Origin of the sequence: Salirhabdus salicampi (assembly GCF_024259515.1) — a bacterium.
GTDB lineage: Bacteria > Bacillota > Bacilli > Bacillales > Alkalibacillaceae > Salirhabdus_A > Salirhabdus_A salicampi.
Window position 1 is genome coordinate 662,979 of the sequence record NZ_JANBWE010000001.1, and the last position, 18,791, is coordinate 681,769.

Consider the following 18,791-nt stretch of genomic DNA (forward strand, 5'->3'; position numbering starts at 1 on the left):
TAAACATGGCCGCATTTATCGTACGACGGTTTTTGCAAATGATCCCGGTATTACTTGGGGTTACGTTAGTTATCTTTTTAATAATGCAAATGGTACCAGGTGATCCTGCTGTGTTACTAGCTGGCGAGAGTGCAACACAATCACAAGTTGATGCACTCAGAAAACAGCTCGGACTGGATCAACCTTTATACATTCAATATTTTGATTACTTGAAAAATGTTATCCAAGGAGACTTAGGAACTTCCATTCGTTCCGGTCGTCCTGTACTTGATGAAATTTTAGTTCGTTTACCAGTAACTATTGAGTTAGCGGTATGGAGTATTTTAATTACTATTGTACTAGGTATGTTTGCTGGAATTATTGCAGCAATGAGACAGAATAAGCCATCTGATATCGGGATTATGGTATTTGCGCTCATTGGTGTATCCTTACCAAACTTCTGGTTAGGTTTAATGTTAATTTTATATTTTTCCGTTACATTTCAAATATTCCCGGTTGCAGGGTGGGGAAGCTTTGCCCACGTCGTCTTGCCAGCCATTACGTTAGGAACGAGTGGAGCAGCAATTGTTGCCCGAATGACTCGTTCTAGTATGTTAGAAGTTATCCGTCAAGATTACATTCGTACTGCACGTGCAAAAGGGGTAAAGAGGCAATACATTACGTATAAACACGCACTGAAAAATGCTTTGATTCCAGTTGTTACTGTCGTAGGATTACAGTTTGGTGCATTACTTGGTGGAACAGTATTAACAGAAACTGTATTCGCTATTAATGGAGTTGGACGAATGATGGTTGATGCGATTCGAATGAGAGATATACCACTTGTTCAAGGTTCCATTTTATTTGTTTCTGTTATATTCGTTTTCGTAAATATGTTAGTTGATATTACGTACCGTTTTCTAAACAAACGAGTGGATTTGAACTAAAAAGTAGATCCCAAAAAGGGAGGGTTATAAATGGAAGAGAAAAAGACATTATTAAAAGTAGAAAATTTACGAACCTACTTTTATGTAGATGATAAAGAACTAAAAGTTGTAGATGGCGTTGATTTTGAATTAAAGCAAGGAGAAACATTAGGAATTGTAGGGGAGTCTGGTTGTGGTAAAAGTATGACCTCACTATCCTTAATGCGACTCGTTCCGGAACCACCGGGTAAGGTCATGGCTGATAACATCTCTTTTAACGGTGAAAACCTACTGGACAAAACAGAGGAAGAAATGCGAAAAATTCGCGGAAATCAAATTTCCATGATATTCCAGGAGCCGATGACATCTCTTAATCCCGTATATTCTGTGGGAGAGCAAATTGCAGAAGCAATCCGTATTCACCAACAACTACCACGAAAAGAAGCATGGGATCAAGCGGTGGACATGCTACGTCTTGTGGGGATACCTTCCCCAGAAAAACGGGCAAAACAAGAGCCCCATGAATTAAGTGGAGGAATGCGCCAACGTGTCATGATTGCGATGGCTCTATCATGTAATCCGTCTCTATTAATTGCAGACGAGCCGACGACAGCGTTGGATGTAACAATCCAAGCCCAAATATTAGACTTACTGAAAAAATTACAGCAAGATTTTAATTCGTCAGTAATTATGATTACGCACGATCTTGGTGTTGTAGCAGATACATGTGATAAAGTTCTCGTTATGTATGCCGGCAAGGTTGTGGAATATACGGATGTAGATTCATTGTTTGATGAACCACTTCACCCGTATACGAAGGGGCTTCTAAAATCAATTCCACGAATTGACGAAGATCAAGAAGAATTGTATGCAATAAAAGGGACAGTCCCAAGTCCGGATAATATGCCAGAAGGATGTCGTTTTGCACCAAGATGTCCACTAGCAAAAGATATCTGTCATACGAAATCACCTGAATTCGTGTCAGTTGGTGATCGTACTGTACGTTGTTTAGCGTATACAGAGGAATGGGAAAACGCAGGGGAGGTAGAAGAATATGTCAACACCAGCGCAGGAAACTAAAACACCCCTATTGAAGGTAACGAACTTAAAGCAATACTTCCCAATCAAAGGTGGCTTTTTTTCCAGAACAGTGAATCATGTAAAAGCTGTTGATGATATTTCCTTTGATGTATATCCAGGGGAGACGCTAAGTATTGTAGGAGAGTCTGGTTGTGGGAAGTCTACAACTGGGCGTGCTATACTTCGACTTGAAGATCCGACGGAAGGGAATGTTATGTTTGACGAGACAGATTTACTTAGTTTAAGTAATGGTCAAATGCGTCATGTCCGGAAGGATATTCAAGTTATATTCCAGGATCCGTTTGCATCCTTAAACCCACGTCAAACGGTTGGACGCATATTAGAAGAAGCATTACAAATTCTTCATAATATGTCTGCGAAAGAGCGAAAAGAGCGAGTGAAAGAATTACTAGAGCAAGTAGGATTAAGACCTGAATATATTACTCGTTTTCCCCATGAATTTAGTGGTGGACAACGACAACGTATTGGGATTGCACGAGCATTAGCTGCAAATCCAAAACTCATTATTTGTGATGAGGCAGTTTCCGCCTTGGATGTATCTGTACAAGCCCAAATTTTGAATTTGTTGAAAAAGTTACAAAAAGAATATAATTTCACGTACCTGTTTATTTCCCACGATTTAGGGGTTGTACGTCACATTTCCGACCGTGTGATGGTCATGTATTTAGGGAAAATTGTAGAAATTGGATCGAAGAAAGAAATATTTGAAAATCCGAAACATCCTTATACAAAAGCGTTGCTTTCTTCCATTCCAGAACCGAATCGGAAGAAAAAGAAGGAACGGATTATTTTACAAGGTGATGTTCCATCACCAATTAACCCACCATCAGGTTGTCGTTTTCATACACGTTGTCCGATAGCTACGGAATACTGTAAAGAAAATGAACCTGTCTTAGAACAAAAGGATGGCTTGCAAAAGGTATCATGTTTTTATACAGATTAACGAGTAGTGAAATTTGTCGAAATTTGCTGTAGAATAAAATATAAAACTTATGAAGAGTGATAAGGATGTTTTTAACACAGCAGATGTTTTCTGCCTTAATCATTATAGCTGTATTTGTACCGATAATTGGTTCTATCGTGTTGTTTATGAATATGGCATATGAGAGGGAATTCCGACTATTAACTGTAGAAAAGCAAAAAGCAGAGTTAGAAAAAGAATTTGAACATAGCCAATATATGCAATTAAATGCACAAATTCACCCTCATTTTTTATTTAATACGATCAATTTAATATTAGGCTTAGCTCGGTTAGATAAGAAGAAACTGATGATTCAAACATTGGAAAGCTTATCGAACCTGCTGAAGTTTAAATACCAAGTGAAAGAATATTTAATTCCATTTCAAAAGGAATTAAATTACACCGTTTATTATTTAACGATACAACAAAATCGGTTTGGTGAATTTTTAACAATTCAGAAAGATATTAAGGATGATGTACTTGATGCACTTGTCCCGCCATACATCCTTCAAACGGTGACCGAAAATGCGTTTAAACACGGTTTAGAGAAAAAAGTAGGTAAGAAAATATTAAGCATCCATTGTTATCGAGATGAGGACATTGTCATTATTGAAGTTAGTGATAATGGTACAGGGCTTGATTCTACTCCTCAACAAACCGATTCGGGTCACGGGTTAGAAAATATCCAAAAACGATTGGAATTGTTATTTAATCGTGAACAAGTAAATGTAAACTTGGAACCTTTAAAAGAGGGGACTAGGGTAACCATCCAGTTTCCTTATCATACGGAAGAAACAAGTGAGGGTGTGAGTGTTTATGAGCATATTACTCGTAGATGATGAGCCATTTGTATTGGAACAATTAAAGCATATGATCAGTAATACCTATCCACATTGGGATACCTATACAGGTATGGACGGAAGCCAAGCATTAGAGGTGATTAAACACGAGGAAATCCATTTGGCGATCCTGGATATTGAATTGCCAGGGAAATCAGGTTTAGAGTTAGCGAAAATCATGAAAGATCAATCCCCTTATACAAACATAATTATGCTTTCAGCCCATCAGGATTTTGAATATGCACGGGAGGCAATTCAAGTAGGGGTAAGCGACTATATCACAAAGCCTGTAATTGAAAGTGAATTCCTGGAAATTTTACAAAAGTATGCAAAGGAAATGGACCATTCCAATTTAGTAACCAAGGCTGTTCAATATATTCAGGAGCATTATCACGAAAAATTAAACCTATCTGTTTTAGCACAAGAACTTTATGCTAATCCGTCTTATTTAAGTCGAAAATTTCGCAATGAGGTGGGGGTAACCTTTTCAGATTTTCTTTTGAATTACCGAATAGAAGTTGCTAAGCAGAGGTTAAAAGGAAAAGGTGACAACATCTCGACAATTGCGGAAGAATGTGGGTTTGGTAGTCTACATTATTTTAGTTCTGTATTTAAGAAAAAAACAGGGCTGACACCAAAAGCGTTTCGTCAAGAGGGAAAGTCAAATGAAGAACGTTAATCCGCTATTTCCTACGATGGGAAGCCAACCATCTATTTTAATGTTGTCAAGATGGTTGTCCCCATTCATCTTATTTATACCAATTGCGATTTCGCTTCGCCATGGGTTCCTTCATAATTTTGTCTATAGTATAGCGTTATTTTTAGCTGTTTTTTTTATAACAGTAGTATTTCGGAATCGTTTTGGAAAAATGGAACCTACTTTAGGGGAAAAACTATTTCAACATTTTACAACGGATGGATATGATCTTACCGTTGCTCTGTTACGATTATTATCGTTTTTCCAACTTTATTTATTAGCCTTAGGTGGGGCATATATATTACATGCGTTGTTTTTGATATCGATGCAGGTTAGTATGTTTATTTTTTTACTATTGGCTATATTTATGGTTCAGTTTAAACCAGGTGCACCGCACCGCCATCATGTAAAGGTTGGTCTATTTTTACTAACGATTACTGGATTGCTTGTTTATATATTTATGACGAAGAGTTTAGAACAAGTTTATAATGGAGTTCGGCTTTACCATCCGTATTTATTATATGTAGACGGAAAAAGCGTTGGAATGTTCTTTATCGTGTCGTTTCTTATTCTTTGTGGGAAGCTTATCATTGACCCAATTACATGGCAGGCGTTAGTGAAGTTACGAAGTAGACAATCGTACCGATCGCCTTATATGGTAGCATTCGTTTGGTCATCTATTGGTATAGCTTTTGCAGCTATCACATATGCGATGGTTTATATAGGCTTTTTCCATGGGATTGTTACGGTCTTCGAAAACTTGTTTTCCTTTTTAAATCAAGAATTTATATATATGACTTTAGCTATTTTATTTATATATATATTGTTAGATACATTTGAAATGGAGACGAGAATTTTTAATCGTTACCGGGAGAATGATCAAAATCGATTTCCGTACGGGCTGTTTTTGCTCGTTCCATTTATGTATGGTACAAGCTGGCTTCACGACTTTTTAACTTTATTTTTCTTGTTTGGTATTGTATACGCTGCTTTTTTACCAGCCTTTATAAAACTACTCTGGACGAAGAGCACATTAAGCATACATTTTCCGTTAACAATTATATTTAGTTCAGGGATAGGGTATTTATCTTTACTCCGACTACAATTTGAAATTGGTGTGCTAATTGCCTTCGGTTTATCCGTATACTTATCATTAGTGAAGTTTGAACCTACAGAAAAAGAAAGCATAAGCAACACATAAAAAAGAGGGAGGATGAATAGTATGAATTTTGATTCTTTATTTAATCCGTATCCATCACAAAGGATGGTTACATATGGCACAAAAGGAATGGTTGCTACTTCACAGCCGTTAGCGGCTCAAGCAGGCCTTGATATTTTAAAGAAAGGCGGAAACGCTGTAGATGCCGCTATTGCAACCGCAGCGACGTTAACAGTAGTGGAACCAACATCGAACGGCATAGGCGGTGATGCGTTCGCGATTGTATGGATGAAGGACAAATTATATGGGTTAAACGCGAGTGGCTTTTCACCGAAGAACATTTCCATAGAAGCGTTAAAGGAACGTGGCATAGAAGAGATGCCAAAGCATGGGTTAATACCAGTGACAGTACCAGGTGCGCCATCAGCTTGGGCTGCATTATCTAAACGATTCGGAAACTTATCTTTAAAAGAAGCACTACAACCAGCCGTTGATATAGCACGTGAAGGATACGCTATCTCACCAATTTTAGGTTACTATTGGAAACGCGGATACGAAAAATTTAAAGAGACGTTAACAGATGAAGAGTTTGCAGGATGGTTCGAAACATTCGCAAAAGACAATCGTGCACCGGAAATTGGTGAAGTTTGGTCTTCAGAAGACCATGCGAAAACGTTAGAAGAGATTGGCGAATCAGAAGGAGAATCTTTCTACCGAGGTGCTTTAGCTGACAAGATTGCATCATTCTCAGAAAAATATAACGGTTTCCTTACAAAAGACGATTTAGCATCATTTGAACCAGAATGGGTAGATCCAATCTCTGTTTCATATCGTGGGTACGACGTCTGGGAAATCCCGCCTAACGGCCAAGGGTTAATTGCACTTATGGCATTAAACATAGCGAAAGAGTTTGACTATAGCGAAAGAGATACACCAGAAACGTTCCATAAACAAATTGAAGCTATGAAGCTTGCGTTTGTCGATGGCCAAAAGCATATTACACAACGTGATCAAATGGAGTTTACGACAGACGAATTGTTAAGTGAGGAATATGGTGCTCTTCGTCGATCGTTAATCGGTGAGAAGGCACTACAGCCAGAACCTGGAGAGCCACCAAAAGGTGGAACTGTTTATTTAGCAACTGCTGACGGTGAAGGGAACATGGTTTCCTTTATCCAAAGTAACTATATGGGCTTTGGGTCTGGAGTAGTTGTCCCAGGCACTGGAATAGCCTTACAAAACCGTGGTCATAACTTCTCGATGGATCCGGAACATGTAAATGCTCTAGCTGGTGGAAAGCGTACGTACCATACAATTATCCCAGGATTCTTAACAAAAGATGGTCGTCCAGTTGGACCATTTGGTGTTATGGGAGGTTTCATGCAACCACAAGGTCATATGCAAGTTGTCATGAACATGATTGACTTTGACTTGAACCCACAAGCTGCCCTTGATGCACCGCGTTGGCAATGGGAGAAAGACAAAAAGGTATTAGTAGAGCCAAACTTCCCGAACCATATTGCACAAGCATTGGCGCGCAAAGGCCATGACATTCATGTAGCAACGGAAGGTGGACCATTTGGCCGTGGCCAAATTATCGTCAGAGATCCGAAGACTGGCACTCTTGCTGGAGGTACAGAATCTCGTACTGATGGAGCGATTGCCGTTTGGTAATATCATAACACCTAAGGGTTCCTTAGGTGTTATATCAAAATTTCAACTTAGAGGATTGATATAAATATGAAGCAACGAAACCTGTTCCTCGCATTTTTTCGTGTAGGAATGTTGGGATATGGTGGAGGACCCTCTTCCATTCCTCTCGTCCATAAAGAAGTGGTAGAAAAATATAAATGGATGAACGATGATGAATTTGCCGATGTATTAGCACTGGGGAATTCGTTACCGGGACCAATCGCCACAAAAATGGCGGGCTATATCGGGTACCGGGTAGCAGGTATCTTCGGTATGATTAATGCTGTGCTTGCAACGATTGTTCCTACAATAGCAATCATGATTTTATTATTAACATCATTAACGTTTGTAAAAGACGAACCATGGGTAGCAGGTATGACAAAAGCAGTTGTACCCGTTGTTGGGGTTATGTTAGCAGTTCTGACACTTGATTTTACGAAAAAAGCGGAAAAAAATCTCGGCTGGTTAAAAACGATTGCCTTTATTGTGTTATCCTTTCTTCTTATACAGTGGCTCAATATTCATCCAGGGATTGTCATTGGTGCATTATTGTTGTATGCCCTATTAGCACCAATTCAAGAAGTTAAGGAACAGAAGAAGCACGAGAAAGGACAGTCGGTATAATGGAAAAATTATGGGAGATTTTTTTAGCGTTTTTTATACCTGGAATTGTAGGCTATGGGGGAGGACCAGCCTCCATCCCACTAGTCAAGAATGAAGTTATAACAAGGTATGAATGGCTAACAGTAACTGAATTTAGTGAAATGTTAGCTCTTGCCAATTCACTTCCCGGACCAATTGCGACCAAAATGGCAGGTTATATAGGTTATTTGGAAGGTGGAGTTCTCGGTTCAATCGTTGGAGTTTTTGCTACTGTAGCTCCTTCATTGATCCTGATGGTTGTGCTATTAAGTGTGTTATATAAATTTAAAGATTCACCGAAAGTAAAGAAGATGACCGCCTTAATCCGACCTACTATTGCTATTTTATTAGGATTAATGGCATACGAATTTTTTCAACAGTCATATGAAGGCGCAGGATTGTGGCAAACAATATTTTTAGTTGTTGTAAGTTATGTGCTTATGCAAAAAGTAAAAGTTCACCCAGCCTTCGTTATCCTTGGCTCGCTAGTTTACGGAGCCGTGTTCCTTGCATAATAGAAGGAACAAAAATGAGCGCCAAAGTTCACACTTTGACGTTCTTGACAATCGTAACCTTCCCATAAGGTTAATATAAACATGATAAAAAGAGTGAGCGAGACCACGCTCACTCTTTTTATGTTTACATAAATAGCTTGGCGAAACCACCTAATAAAATTCCAATAATACCGAAGTCGGAATCCCCAAAGGTTGTGTTTTCAAATCCTAGTGACCCGAGTACTGGCAATAATAGAGCTGGAAGGAAGCTTATGAGGATCCCGTTTGTGAAGGCACCGAACATTGCTCCTTTTCTCCCGCCTGTAGCGTTACCAAATACACCAGCTGCTGCTCCCGTGAAGAAATGAGGAACTAAGCCAGGCACAATTACTTTAAGGCCGAATATTGGAAGAAGGAACATACAAATAATACCTGCGAAAAAACTGAATAGAAAGCCAATTACTACAGCGTTAGGTGCAAAAGGAAACACAACCGGACAATCGAGGGCAGGTTTTGCATTCGGGACTACCTTGTCGGCAATTCCTTGAAAGGCAGGAACAATTTCCGCTAAGATCATCCGTACACCAGCTAACACAATGTAAACACCGGCAGCAAATACAATAGCTTCGGTTAAACCGAATATCAGAAAGTTAGTACCCCCACTGAGTTCAGATTCAACGTAGGATGGACCAGCAGCAAAGGAAACAATGAAAAACATAATGGCCATTGTTAAAGAGACGGCAACAGACGTATCTCTTAGGAAGCCTAAACTTTTTGGTACTCGAATCTCTTCTGTCGTTTTTCCTTTATCGCCAACAAGTTGACCAACAACCCCTGCTGTAAAATAGCCAATTGATCCAAAATGACCTAATGCTATATCATTCGATCCCGTTATTTTTCGCATATAAGGCTGAAGGAGTGCCGGCATTAACACCATAAGTAAACCTAGAATAGTAGAACCAATTATAATAAGAATAGGTCCCGTTACTCCTGCTGTCACTAACACTGCAGAGATGAGACAAGCCATAAACATTGTGTGATGTCCAGTTAAGAAAATATATTTAAATGGTGTAACTCTAGCAAATACGATATTTGCTACCATACCAAATAGCATAATTAGTGCTGTTTCGGTGCCGAAAGTTTGTTGTGCGAGAGCAACAATCGCTTCGTTGTTTGGAATGACTCCGTCAACATTGAAGCCTTCTTTAAACATTGCTCCGAAGTGGTCTAAGGAACCGATAAGCACACCTGCCCCAGCCCCCAATAGAATAAAACCCATAACAGTTTTTAATGTGCCTGAAATGGTCTCAGCCACGGGCTTTTTCTGTAATAATAGTCCAATAAAAGCAAATAAACCGACTAATATTGCTGGTGATCCTAATATGTCTTTCATAATAAGATTTATCATATCCATGAATTACACCTCCAAATGTTGTTGTAAAACCTTTTTAATCTCGGCAACATTGAACAGGTTGACCAATCGAATGATTCTTCGTGTACCGTCTTCAAGTAAATCGACGATTTCTGGTGTCCCAATATAGTAATCCGCTGCTTCTGATTTCGCCGTCGTAAGGTCCGTATGAGAGACGGTTGCCTCAATCCCAAGTTCTGCGAGTGCTTTTTTTACATTCATTTCCGCAATAAAGCTACTTCCTAATCCGTTGCCACAAACAACTAAAATTTTCATGTCAACACTCCTTTCCTAAGTATTGTAGTAAAAGCTTTTGTAGTTCTTCCTTGCTCTCACATTCTAGTAGTCTTTTACTGTTATTCTCATCGCCTAACATGGAGGCAATTCTCGATAACGTACTTAAATGACTTGAATTGTCCTCTGCAGCCAAAAATATGATGAAGTGAACATCATGTCTTGCTTCAGAGGAGAAGGATACGGGATTTTTGGTTAGTAGGAAACTAATGCCGTACTGGTTGACCCCGTCCTCTGGCCGGGAGTGAGGAAGGGCAACTTTAGGTCCAATAACGTAGTAGGGTCCAATTTTCTTAGTTTGGGAGATAATTGAATCGATATATTGTTGTTCAATGTATGAATGTTTAAGGAGTGGTGACGCTGCAAGGGTTATTGCGTCTTTCCACTGGAGCTGGCGATCTGTAACTTCTACAAAAGGATGAGAAATAAATGAATTCAGCATGTTATCTTCCTTTCATTATTACGTGAAAACATGTACAACGATGATGGTTAATAAAGGGTATGGGGACATGTTAGCAATTATGCTAGGAAGAAAGGTGGGGATAAAAATGATCGTAAAGGTGGGAAATGAACTGTGTTATAATAGGTTTACTTATAAAGTAAACGCTTTCAAATATAGTGAGGTGAAAAAGGGGTGATACTGCGACATAAAATTTTTCTAACATTTTCTGTACTTGTCCTTTTTTCTCTTCTATCAGTTGGGGTAGCAGTCCATAAAATATTTACGTCAGCGAAGAGTGAGGAAGTGATTACACAAACAGAAAAATCGATTACTCAACTCAATCAAAACCTTGATTTAATGTTAGAAGATGCTGCACGGACAACGCTAACGATACTTTACAATGATCAACTGTTAAATATATTACGCCAATATGACGATAACACTCCTGTTCAATACAGAAATTACAATCATGTAAATGCTTTCTCCTTATTTTTATCCGGTGCCATTTATAACCGTGAGCAAATGTATGGCATGCACGTATTTGCCAACAATGGACAAGTATTTAGCCACATGGATGACTATCGAATAATGGAATCGATCTATTTACCTGGTCAAGCTTGGTATTCTAAAGTTCAGGAAAAGAAAGGGGACTGGATTGTTTATCCAGGAGAAATTCCATCGTATTACCGTAATAATAGAGATAAAACATATATTAGTTTAATTCGTCTGTTACGGGATCCAGACAATCAAAGACAACTCGGATTTATGAAAGTAGATTTCTCGCCTGAATATGTTCAAAAGATTACAGAACAACTTCACAGTGACCATTGGCAAATTTATCGGGATGGAGAGCCCTTATTTAAAAAAGATAAAGACTACCTTCTCATGAACTGTGAAGCTAATGGTACGTGGGTGAAAAGTGAACAATCAGAGTCGGAATATTTATGTGTAACCAACACATCGAATAAAACAGGGATTGAAATTCGTAATGTAATTCCGAAGGATTATCTATACAGCGAAATTAAAGAATTTAATAATTTATTAATAACGATGATTATTTTCTGTTTGTTTATATCCCTTATGTTGTCCTATTACATGTCTAGTTATCTACTAAAACCATTAGAGAGGTTGAAGAAACGGATAGAAGAGTTTCAAAGAGGCAATCACTCAAACCAAATAGATGTAACTACTACAGGTGATATTGGGGAACTTGGGGGAGCATACAATAATATGCTTGGAGAAATCAATTCTTTAGTAGAGGAGATGTACGAGTTAAATGTGCGAAATTCCGAAGCGGAGTATAAGGCCCTACAGTCGAAAATGGATCCTCACTTCCTGTTTAATGCACTAGAATCCATTAACATGACTGCGCTAAAAAATGGACAGCTCCAGTTATCTGACATGATATCCGAATTGGGAAAACTTATTCGATACCGCCTGCGTAATGATGAAAAACAAATAACGTTAAAAGAGGAAATTGATTTTACAAAAACGTATGTCAATATTATGAAACATAGATTAGGAGACGCGATTAATGATGTGTGGGACATTGAGGGAGAATTAATACAATATTACGTTCCAAAGTATATTCTTCAACCATTGATTGAAAATGCCATTACACACGGATTAACGAATTCGATAGAAAAAATTCATATAACGGTACGAGTAAAGCGACAAAATGAATATCTTCATATTTCAGTGGAAGATAATGGGGCCGGTATCCCTCTGAAAAAACAAAATGAACTCGCCGCTTCAATTGAACAACGAACGAATCCGTCTACTCAAAAACGATCAAACCAAAACGGGATTGCGCTTGAAAATATAGCAAGCAGGTTAAAACTCATTTATGGAAGTGAAAGTGAATTTCACATTCATTCAGCTAGTGGGAAAGGAACACGTATTCACATCTCAATTCCGATAAAGGGTAGGTGATAAGTTTGAAAAATGTCCTCTTAATTGAAGATGAAAAGGTGATTCGTCAAGGAATAAAAGTGTTACTTGAAGACATTATTACAGGTTATAAGGTGATGTGGGAAGCATCTGATGGTCGTAAGGGACTAGACATGATTAATGTAATTATCCCTGATATTATCATTACGGATATACGGATGCCTGAAATGAATGGTATCGAATTTATCTCATTGTTACGTAGGAAATTACCGAATATTCCTGTCATTGTCATAAGTGGGTATGATGACTTTACTTATGCGCGGGATGCACTTAAATTAGGTGTAAAAGATTACATTTTAAAGCCGGTTAACCGTAGTGAACTGGCTGATACGTTGTACCGTATTGCTGGAAAAGATGTGGAGAAATCAAAGGAACACCTTACGGAAGAGTCAAGACAAGTGCGTCAAATTAAAGAACTGATTTCTAATAACCTCGAAGAAGAACTGTCCTTACAATTTATTTCCAAAACGTTAAATTTACACCCGAACTATATAAGTCAACTATTTAAACAAAAGACAAGTAGTACACTGTCTGACTACATATTAAAAAAGAGGGTGGAAAAAGCAAAAGACCTACTGCAAAATACGAGATTAAAAGTGTATGATATCGCTTCTCTTGCTGGCTACTCAAATGCAAAACATTTTTCCTCTGTATTTAAGAAGGTAACCGGCCAAACTCCAAATCAATACCGAAAAGGTTTGTAATGTTCTTAATATTACAAACCTTTTCTTAATTTAACGACATTATAAAGCGCTTACATTTTTGTTACGATTTGACATAAGGGGGGAAGAAAATGAAAAAAATATCATTTATCCTGTTTAGTTTGTTGTTGATGCTTCTATTAGCTGCTTGTAGCGACGATGAAGTGAGTAAAGATGACTCAGGAGAAGTTGAATTAACGTTTACGATGTGGGGGAATGACCAACATATTGCTATGTATGAAGAATTATTAGAAGAATTTTATGATGAGAACCCCAACATTAATGTAACTATTGAAAGTATTCCACATGGTGATTACCAACAAAAACTTTCTGTACTTGCAGCCGGAAACGAACTACCTGATGTTGGTTGGGTGGCGGAAAGAATGGTACCACAGTTTGTCAAAAATAACATATTAACCGACATTTCAGAGTTTAAGGATGACCCTGATTTTGATTTTGAAGATATTACACCATCAACATTGGATCTATGGAAGCATGATGGTCAATTACTAGGTTTGCCATTCTCTACACCACCAATGATTATGTATTTTAATAAGACAATGTTTGATGAAGCAGGTTTAGAAACGCCAATTGAACTTGCAAAAAAAGGTGAGTGGACTTGGGAGCAGTTTGAAGAAGCGGCAAAGGCTCTCTCAAATGGAGAAGGTAGCGATCGTCAATACGGTGCAAGACTTTTCTATGAGTGGACGAATTTTTCAACAATGCCGTCACACACGTTATCTTACGGTGGGGCAATGTTCTCTGACGACATGTCTGAATTTCTATGGAATTCTCCTCAAGGTGTAGATACGTTTGAAATGCTGGACCGAATGATTTTTGAAGATGAATCTCACGTACCACCAGGTGAAAGCTTAAATTTTGAGAGTGGTCAAGTTGGAATGTTCCCGTTCATGTATAGCTATATAGCGAACGTAAGAGGGATCGAAGACTTTGACTGGGATATAGCTCCATTACCAAAAGGACCAGAAGGAAGATTTCCGTTATTGGGTCAGGCAGGTATTGTAGCCTTCCAAGGTAGTGAGCATCCGGATGAAGCGAAAAAATTATTGAAATTTTTAGGTAGTAAAACGGGAATTCAAGCCCAATCTGCGTTCTTTGTTCCACCGAGACAGAGCGTATTGAAATCTGATGAGTTTGTCAACATTCCGAATAACCCACCAAGAGAATCGATTCAAATTGCGTTAATTGATCAAATGAACAATGGGTACATTTATCCATTACATGAAGATTGGACAAAAATTGAAAGTAAAATTATTAATGGATTCGATAGACTATTCTCTCGTATGGGGACACCACAAGAAATTTTAGACCAAATGGAAGAAGAAGTGAACGACATCCTACAATAAGTGTAAAAAGGGGACATGTAAATGGAACCACATATAGAACGTTTATTACAGAAAGAAGATCTGTCTATCATTATTAGTTTACCAGACAATAAGGAAGAGCTGGCACAGGCAGCTATTGAGGCAGGTGCTGACGCATTAAAGTTTCATATTTATGCTCACCACCATGCTACAGGAAACAAGTTTAAAGGACCTGAACATTATGAACATTTGTTCAAACAGGTGCGCCAGGATTTTGCTGGACCAATAGGAGTCGTAATTGGTGATGATATTGACCAAGTTCGTACAGTCAGTACCCAGGTATTAAAAAACTATGGATTTAACTATTTTAGCTTATATGGGAAGGATGTGGATTCAACTATCCTTCAACAAAATGATTTGGCGAAAACAGTAGCAGTTGATTATCAGTTCAACCCACACCATGTGAAAGCAATTGAATCACTAGGCGTTGATGCGGTCGAACTATCTATTGTACGAAAAGAGGACTATGGGAAGAGTTTAGACTTCTTAGATATCGTCACATATCAAACGTACCGTGACCATACCTCATTGCCTCTCATTGTCCCATCACAGAAGAAGCTAATACCTGAAGATTTAATTACATTCCGTGAAATTGGCATTAATGCTGTTATGCTTGGAGCTGTTACAATCGGTAATACAGCAGATTCTATCTATGAGACAGTTTTAGCATTCCGTAAGCAGAAAGAAACAATCGCATAAGGATGATTCTATGTCTACTATATCAACAGAAACGAATAAAAATGTCAGGCATAACAAGCAAAAGAAGAAAAGAAATCATGTACGCATGAAGTGGAGGGACAATCTAGAAGGTTGGTTATTTATATCACCAATGCTACTAGGATTTACAATCTTTATGTTTGGGCCTCTGCTTTATGCCCTTTTTATGAGCTTACACGAATGGCCGTTACTAGGGGAAGAAACGTTTATTGGCATGGAAAACTATCAACAAATCTTTCAAGATGCAGACTTTTCGAATGCACTATGGAACACCGTTCTTTTTAGTTTAGGGTTAGTTCCTTTGAACATTATTTTAGCTATGTTTCTAGCTTCTTTATTAAGAGAAAAGTTTGCAGGAATTGGCTTTTTCCGAACTGCTATATTTGTTCCCGTTGTTACATCTCTAATCGTTTGGGCAATCGTATGGAAATATTTATTAGCTCCTGAGTATGGATTTATTAACCAAATCCTTGGCTTTATCGGAATCGATGGTCCATCGTGGCTCTTCAATGAAAATACGGCTTTACCTGCGGTCATTGTTGTCAGTGTGCTGAAAAATGTTGGTTTAAATATGATATTGTTTTTAACAGCAATGCAACAAGTACCAGGAGAGTTGTATGAAGCGTCAGAATTAGATGGAGCATCCCGCTTCCGGAAATTTCGCAACATTACACTTCCGTTAATTACCCCAACAATTTTCCTTGTCATCATCATTACCACTATCGGTGCGATGAAAATTTTCGGTCAAATTTATGTTATGACCCGTGGGGGACCAAGTGATAGTACAAAGGTACTCGTATACTATATTTGGGAGACGGCTTTTAACCATTTTGAAATGGGTTATGCTTCAGCATTAGCCTTTGTACTATTCTTTATTTTACTAGTCTTCACCATTATATCCTGGGTTGTGAGAAAGAGGTGGGTTTTTTATGAAGATTAGAAAACGGCTTATTTTAAAATATATCTGGTTATCCATAATTACGGTCTTCATGATCGGTCCATTGCTATGGATGATTGCTACTTCTTTAAAAGAACCTACCCGTATTTTCACACAATTTATTCCTAATCCAATACGTTGGGCGAACTATACGGAAGTGTTAAGTCAAGTCACCTTCTTAAAACAATATTGGAACAGCATTTACATTGCTGTTGTCGTAACCGTACTAGTCATCATGTTTTCATCATTAGCTGGTTATGCCTTTGCCCGTATTAGATTTCGGGGTAATAACGTTATTTTTATCCTATTTTTAAGTGTCATGATGATACCGCCGGAAGTAACGATTATTCCATTATTTTTATTCATGAGGGATTTAGGGTTAGTGAACAGTCACATTCCTTTAATTTTACTCCCTGTATTTGGGGCGCCGGGAGCCTTTGGTATCTTTTTAATGCGTCAGTTCTTTTTGGCAATACCAAAGGAGTTAGAAGATGCTGCTGTAATGGATGGGTGTTCGAAAATTAAAATTTATTGGCGAATCATGTTGCCGTTGTCCATTCCAGCCATATCGACGCTAACCATTTTCACATTTGTCACGAATTGGGACGAATTTTTATATCCACTTATTTTCATTAAATCAAGAGAACTTATGACGCTACCAGTGGGACTATCATTATTTACGGACGAAACTGGAACAGCTTGGCACCATCTAATGAGTGCGACTACTTTAGCTACCATTCCTTTATTAATTATCTTCTTCTTTGCACAAAAGAAATTCATTGAAGGGATGACCGCGGGTAGTGTGAAATAATAACGTTTGATTTGGCCACTAAGGGAGGCATTTACACAATGAGTTTTGAAAATCTTTATTATTATAGACCGGTTGAAAAATCTATCAACCAGGAAATAGTGAAAAAGAATCTAATCATTTATGGAGGTACCCCTGCAGGCATAACCGCTGCCGTACAAGCAAGTCGGATGGGTTTGTCCGTTGCGATTGCTGAATTTAGTCAACATATTGGAGGTATGACAGCCAGTGGGCTGGGGGCAACTGACTTAGGGGCACCCGAAGCGGTAGGCGGGTTATCACGCCAGTTTTACCGTGACATCGGGAAGTATTATAAAACGGATGAACAGTGGAGGTTTGAACCTAAAGCCGCAAAATACGTTTTTGAAAAGTGGTTGAAAGATGAAAACATTCCGGTTTATTTAAATCAACATCTTGAATCAGTTTTAAAAGAAAACGGGAAAATCAAAGAGATTACGATGGAGGATGGGCAGCGATATGTTGGTGACATGTTTATCGATGCTAGTTATGAAGGAGATTTATTAGCAAAAGCAGGTATATCATATGCCGTTGGCCGTGAATCTAATTCTACCTATAAGGAGATTTATAACGGAGTTCACTTCGGTAGTCCTCATCATAAATTTGAAAAGTGGATTGACCCGTATGTCATTGAAGGGAAAAAGGAAAGTGGTTTGTTGCAAGGTATTACCGAAAACGACCATGAATTATTAGGGTTTAATGGTGAAGGGGATAAGCGGATTCAAGCTTATAATTTCCGCATATGTTTAACAAAAGACGAAGACAATCGGATTCCGTTTCCGAAACCATCAAACTATGATAGTGATCGTTATTTACTACTCCTTCGTTATATTAAAGCTGGAGTGTGGGATGCGATGAATTTGCATACCCCAATGCCAAACGGTAAGACCGATTTAAATAACCACGGTGCCTTCTCCACTGATAATATCGGGATGAACTATGAGTGGCCAGAGGGAAGTTATGAAACGAGAGAAAAGATCTATCAAGATCATTTCACATACGATTTAGGTATGCTTTATTTCCTGGCAAATGATTCCAGGGTTCCAAAAGACATACGTGAAGAAGTGTCTTCATGGGGTCTACCGAAGGATGAATTTGAGGATACTGGTCATTGGCCGCATCAATTATACATTCGAGAAGCGAGACGAATGATTTCGGATTACGTTATGACAGACCGCAATTGCCTAAAACATACTGTTGTAGAAGATTCCATCGGGATGGCGTCTTTTCATATGGACTCCCACCATGTACGGAGAGTGGTTATTGATGGACGTGTTGTGAATGAAGGGGATGTTGAAATTCCTATCTATCCATACCCCATTTCATATCGATCTATCCGACCAAGAGCGGAAGAATGCACAAATCTATTAGTTCCTGTTTGTCTATCTAGCTCTCACATAGCTTACGGATCGATTCGTATGGAACCTGTCTTTATGATTCTTGGTCAATCAGCTGGTGTCGCAGCAGCACTCGCATTGAAAAATGAAACGACTGTTCAGGACGTGCAGTATGCGGAACTTCGCGAACAGTTACTTGCATTTGATCAAGCACTTGAGTGGGACGATAGCCTTGAAGATGATCCATTAGAGCGTATGAAACAGACACTTGGGAAACCGAATTAATTGAAAAGAGGAGGAA

19 protein-coding genes are annotated in these 18,791 nt (G+C 38.5%); 16 read left to right on the forward strand and 3 right to left on the reverse strand.

Going from position 1 to position 18,791, the window contains the following annotated elements:
- Positions 1-5 precede the first annotated feature (5 nt).
- The 9 genes from nikB to NLW78_RS03515 all read left to right on the forward strand — a co-directional run bounded on the left by nikB (position 6) and on the right by NLW78_RS03515 (position 8,511).
- On the forward strand, positions 6-926 hold the full coding sequence (nikB, locus tag NLW78_RS03475; protein WP_254495597.1) for a nickel ABC transporter permease: 921 nt from the start codon (positions 6-8) through the stop codon (positions 924-926).
- A gap of 30 nt (positions 927-956) precedes the next feature.
- On the forward strand, positions 957-1,985 hold the full coding sequence (locus NLW78_RS03480) for an ABC transporter ATP-binding protein (RefSeq protein WP_254495598.1): 1,029 nt from the start codon (positions 957-959) through the stop codon (positions 1,983-1,985).
- Positions 1,960-2,949: an ABC transporter ATP-binding protein gene (locus tag NLW78_RS03485; protein ID WP_254495599.1), complete on the forward strand. Its 990-nt coding sequence runs from the start codon at positions 1,960-1,962 to the stop codon at positions 2,947-2,949. The genes NLW78_RS03480 and NLW78_RS03485 overlap by 26 nt, the downstream gene beginning before the upstream one ends.
- A 65-nt stretch (positions 2,950-3,014) precedes the next feature.
- Positions 3,015-3,806: a sensor histidine kinase gene (locus NLW78_RS03490; protein ID WP_254495600.1), complete on the forward strand. Its 792-nt coding sequence runs from the start codon at positions 3,015-3,017 to the stop codon at positions 3,804-3,806.
- Entirely contained in the window at positions 3,784-4,485 is a 702-nt protein-coding gene (locus tag NLW78_RS03495; protein WP_254495601.1) for a response regulator transcription factor, read from the forward strand. Before NLW78_RS03490 ends, NLW78_RS03495 begins: the two co-directional genes overlap by 23 nt.
- Positions 4,472-5,704 carry a hypothetical protein gene (locus tag NLW78_RS03500; protein ID WP_254495602.1) on the forward strand — a complete coding sequence of 411 codons (1,233 nt, stop codon included), beginning with the start codon at positions 4,472-4,474 and terminating at the stop codon, positions 5,702-5,704. The genes NLW78_RS03495 and NLW78_RS03500 overlap by 14 nt, the downstream gene beginning before the upstream one ends.
- 21 nt (positions 5,705-5,725) lie before the next feature.
- On the forward strand, positions 5,726-7,336 hold the full coding sequence (locus NLW78_RS03505; RefSeq protein ID WP_254495603.1) for a gamma-glutamyltransferase family protein: 1,611 nt from the start codon (positions 5,726-5,728) through the stop codon (positions 7,334-7,336).
- Positions 7,337-7,402: 66 nt separating this feature from the next.
- Positions 7,403-7,978, forward strand: a complete 576-nt coding sequence (locus NLW78_RS03510; RefSeq protein WP_254495604.1) for a chromate transporter — start codon at positions 7,403-7,405, stop codon at positions 7,976-7,978.
- A complete protein-coding gene (locus NLW78_RS03515; protein ID WP_254495605.1) occupies positions 7,978-8,511 on the forward strand; it encodes a chromate transporter in 534 nt (177 codons plus the stop codon). The genes NLW78_RS03510 and NLW78_RS03515 overlap by 1 nt, the downstream gene beginning before the upstream one ends.
- A 124-nt stretch (positions 8,512-8,635) precedes the next feature.
- On the opposite strand, the gene ulaA is transcribed toward NLW78_RS03515, so the two are convergent.
- The 3 genes from ulaA to NLW78_RS03530 are packed head-to-tail and all read right to left on the reverse strand — an operon-like array spanning position 8,636 to position 10,637.
- Positions 8,636-9,898, reverse strand: a complete 1,263-nt coding sequence (gene ulaA, locus NLW78_RS03520) for a PTS ascorbate transporter subunit IIC (RefSeq protein ID WP_254496085.1) — start codon at positions 9,896-9,898, stop codon at positions 8,636-8,638.
- A 9-nt stretch (positions 9,899-9,907) separates the two neighbouring features.
- Entirely contained in the window at positions 9,908-10,177 is a 270-nt protein-coding gene (locus NLW78_RS03525; protein WP_254495606.1) for a PTS sugar transporter subunit IIB, read from the reverse strand.
- A gap of 1 nt (position 10,178) precedes the next feature.
- Positions 10,179-10,637 carry a PTS sugar transporter subunit IIA gene (locus NLW78_RS03530; protein ID WP_254495607.1) on the reverse strand — a complete coding sequence of 153 codons (459 nt, stop codon included), beginning with the start codon at positions 10,635-10,637 and terminating at the stop codon, positions 10,179-10,181.
- A gap of 192 nt (positions 10,638-10,829) precedes the next feature.
- On the opposite strand from NLW78_RS03530, the gene NLW78_RS03535 reads away from it, so the two are divergent.
- The 7 genes from NLW78_RS03535 (at position 10,830) to NLW78_RS03565 (ending at position 18,775) form a co-directional block, all read left to right on the forward strand.
- A complete protein-coding gene (locus tag NLW78_RS03535) occupies positions 10,830-12,569 on the forward strand; it encodes a histidine kinase (RefSeq protein WP_254495608.1) in 1,740 nt (579 codons plus the stop codon).
- A gap of 5 nt (positions 12,570-12,574) precedes the next feature.
- On the forward strand, positions 12,575-13,291 hold the full coding sequence (locus tag NLW78_RS03540; protein WP_254495609.1) for a response regulator transcription factor: 717 nt from the start codon (positions 12,575-12,577) through the stop codon (positions 13,289-13,291).
- Between the two features lie 89 nt (positions 13,292-13,380).
- Positions 13,381-14,655 carry an ABC transporter substrate-binding protein gene (locus NLW78_RS03545; protein ID WP_254495610.1) on the forward strand — a complete coding sequence of 425 codons (1,275 nt, stop codon included), beginning with the start codon at positions 13,381-13,383 and terminating at the stop codon, positions 14,653-14,655.
- 21 nt (positions 14,656-14,676) lie between these two features.
- Complete coding sequence (locus NLW78_RS03550) at positions 14,677-15,372, forward strand: beta/alpha barrel domain-containing protein (RefSeq protein ID WP_254495611.1); 696 nt, start codon at positions 14,677-14,679, stop codon at positions 15,370-15,372.
- A gap of 10 nt (positions 15,373-15,382) precedes the next feature.
- On the forward strand, positions 15,383-16,330 hold the full coding sequence (locus NLW78_RS03555; RefSeq protein ID WP_367617651.1) for a carbohydrate ABC transporter permease: 948 nt from the start codon (positions 15,383-15,385) through the stop codon (positions 16,328-16,330).
- Complete coding sequence (locus tag NLW78_RS03560) at positions 16,320-17,138, forward strand: carbohydrate ABC transporter permease (protein ID WP_254495612.1); 819 nt, start codon at positions 16,320-16,322, stop codon at positions 17,136-17,138. The genes NLW78_RS03555 and NLW78_RS03560 overlap by 11 nt, the downstream gene beginning before the upstream one ends.
- A 38-nt stretch (positions 17,139-17,176) precedes the next feature.
- Positions 17,177-18,775 (forward strand): FAD-dependent oxidoreductase, encoded by a 1,599-nt coding sequence (locus tag NLW78_RS03565; RefSeq protein WP_254495613.1) that lies wholly within the window; start codon positions 17,177-17,179, stop codon positions 18,773-18,775.
- The last annotated feature ends 16 nt before the right edge of the window (positions 18,776-18,791 follow it).